4 protein-coding genes are annotated in these 1,533 nt (G+C 54.6%); 3 read left to right on the top strand and 1 reads right to left on the bottom strand.

The features are described from left to right. The 3 genes from U4E84_RS17070 to U4E84_RS17060 all read left to right on the top strand — a co-directional run. Positions 1–212 (top strand): hypothetical protein (locus U4E84_RS17070; RefSeq protein WP_322533299.1); only part of this gene is annotated, 212 nt, incomplete at its 5' end. Then, positions 202–357, top strand: coding sequence for a zinc-ribbon domain-containing protein (locus tag U4E84_RS17065; RefSeq protein WP_322533298.1), 156 nt, complete (start codon positions 202–204; stop codon positions 355–357). The genes U4E84_RS17070 and U4E84_RS17065, both read left to right, overlap by 11 nt. An 87-nt stretch (positions 358–444) precedes the next feature. Further along, positions 445–792 carry a DUF6788 family protein gene (locus U4E84_RS17060; protein WP_322533297.1) on the top strand — a complete coding sequence of 116 codons (348 nt, stop codon included), beginning with the start codon at positions 445–447 and terminating at the stop codon, positions 790–792. A 64-nt stretch (positions 793–856) separates the two neighbouring features. On the opposite strand, the gene U4E84_RS17055 is transcribed toward U4E84_RS17060, so the two are convergent. Continuing rightward, a complete protein-coding gene (locus tag U4E84_RS17055; protein ID WP_322533296.1) occupies positions 857–1,288 on the bottom strand; it encodes a TRAM domain-containing protein in 432 nt (143 codons plus the stop codon). Positions 1,289–1,533: the final 245 nt, after the last annotated feature.

Here is a 1,533-nt window from a genome sequence, read left to right as displayed (position 1 = left end):
ACACGCTCCCTCTCCCCCAGAAAAGAGCTTCCGGTCTCGTGAAAATGACCCCCAATAATCCAGAGACGGTCCGTGGCACCTGCTCGTTCTGCGGCGAGACAGTTACTGATCGACACGCGATAATCGAGTATGAAACAGCCAGCGGTGAACCGGGCGTGTGGGCCGAATGCCCCGGCTGTGGCGAAATCGTCGATCCTCTCAATGCTCAGTAAACAGTTCATCCAGCAGATCGTCAGACCTGAGCCGTCATCGACGGTTCACCACGAATGCCGCCACTGTGGGTACAGCGTCGAGGAGGACGTCGATGAATGTCCACAGTGTGGCTCTCGCGAGATTGCGGCCTACGATCTCGAGTGATTGCTTAAGAACTCACAGTTGGCGAAGCGGATTCAATTCCTTATGTATCAGCCGAGCGCTAAAGTAGGTCCAATTGTTACATAAGGTATGAAGGAGCAGTCACCGCCAACTTCGCTCCCGAAGTATCTCGCAGAGGGACTCCCGAAACAGGATACGGAGACACTCCGAGAGGTACAGCGCTACATCGAGGCGCTCATCAAGTACCGCGACCAGTCGGTTTCCGCCGAGGAGCTTCCTGAGACAGCCGAGCCCGTCGACGAGTCCAAGAGTTCAGGAAACGGCACCGTCGTCAAAGAAAAGGTTACCTGTGGCGACGACAGTTGTAAGTGCGCCAGCAGGGATCCCGCAGATATGCACGGGCCGTATCTCTATCGCTACTATCGTGAGAATGGGACAATGAAATCAGAGTACGTTGGGAAACCAGGAAGTGAGTAGCGGTGAGTCGAGACTACCAAAATTTCGACGTCCTCGACCAACAGAAATAGCTGGTAAATCGACGCTACAGCGCTCGTGAGTCGTTTTTGACAATACTGGCAAACGCGACGTTTGCTTGGACTTGCTCGATCTCGACCGTCGGCTCATCACCCGGTTGTCCGCCGGGGACGATCACGACGTAGCCGCGTTCAACCTTCGCGATGCCATCGCCTTGATCACCGGTCGTCTCGATCGTCACATCGCGGACCTCACCCTCATCTACGGGCGGACCATCCGACGTCGGAGTTGGTTCTTGGGCAGCCGATTGGGGTTGCTCTTGCTGGGCCTTCTGGCCTGTCGAGGATTCTGATGCCAAGATCGCGACACGATACGTTTCGTCGGCAGCAAGCGCGTCGTGTTCGATTTCACTCGCGGGGACATCCACAATATATGACCCATCGCGTTCTTCGATTTGAGCACTGAACAGAGAGCGAAGCGAATCAGAGATTTTGATCATCGAGTATCAGTAGTATAGGCTAAGCAAAGTACGTAAATCCCGTGTGTTACACTCGACTCATGCGATCCTGTACTCAGTGGTCAGAACGTTGACGTTGTGCCTACTCGCCCGCGAATACTATACTCCACTGCTTCGAGTGTTCAATTGGTTTGTTGTACCTGTCGAGGGGATTACTCCCACGCTGGCATATCTGTCACACCCCACTGCTTCGAGTGCTCAATCTACTCGTCGCGCCTGCCGAGCGA

This window comes from Halorubrum sp. AD140 (assembly GCF_034497445.1).
Lineage (GTDB): Archaea > Halobacteriota > Halobacteria > Halobacteriales > Haloferacaceae > Halorubrum.
The sequence above is the reverse complement of the archived record's forward strand: the minus strand, read 5'-3'. Positions and strand labels throughout refer to the sequence as shown.

Coding starts and splice junctions, on each gene's coding strand:
- U4E84_RS17065 (WP_322533298.1), top strand. CDS start 202: ATGCTCAGTAAACAGTTCATCCAGCAGATCGTCAGACCTGAGCCGTCA.
- U4E84_RS17055 (WP_322533296.1), bottom strand. CDS start 1,288: ATGATCAAAATCTCTGATTCGCTTCGCTCTCTGTTCAGTGCTCAAATC.
- U4E84_RS17060 (WP_322533297.1), top strand. CDS start 445: ATGAAGGAGCAGTCACCGCCAACTTCGCTCCCGAAGTATCTCGCAGAG.